Here is a 216-nt window from a genome sequence, read left to right as displayed (position 1 = left end):
CCATGAACACGTACGGGCTGTCGGTGTGGACGACGAACAGCAGGATGCCGGACACCAGGGCCAGGGCCATGCCGACGACGCCGACCTCGCGCTTGCCGAACCGCTTGGCGAGGGCCGTGCCGAAGGGGACCATCAGCAGGGTCGGGAGGAGGCCCACGAAGTTCGCGGCGGAGAGCAGACGGCCGTTGTTGAAGTACTCGTTGAAGGTGTACGAGA

The 216-nt window shown here is 65.7% G+C and carries 1 protein-coding gene; it reads right to left on the bottom strand.

Annotated features, from left to right (window positions below):
- Positions 1 to 216 (bottom strand): MFS transporter (locus MJ643_RS31380; protein ID WP_247727413.1); only part of this gene is annotated, 216 nt, incomplete at both ends.

This window comes from Pseudomonas sp. PNPG3 (assembly GCF_023093815.1).
In the GTDB taxonomy this organism is placed as follows: Bacteria; Pseudomonadota; Gammaproteobacteria; order Pseudomonadales; family Pseudomonadaceae; genus Aquipseudomonas; species Aquipseudomonas asiatica.
Note: the sequence above shows the minus strand (reverse complement) of the source record. Positions and strands in the feature narration are given on the sequence as shown.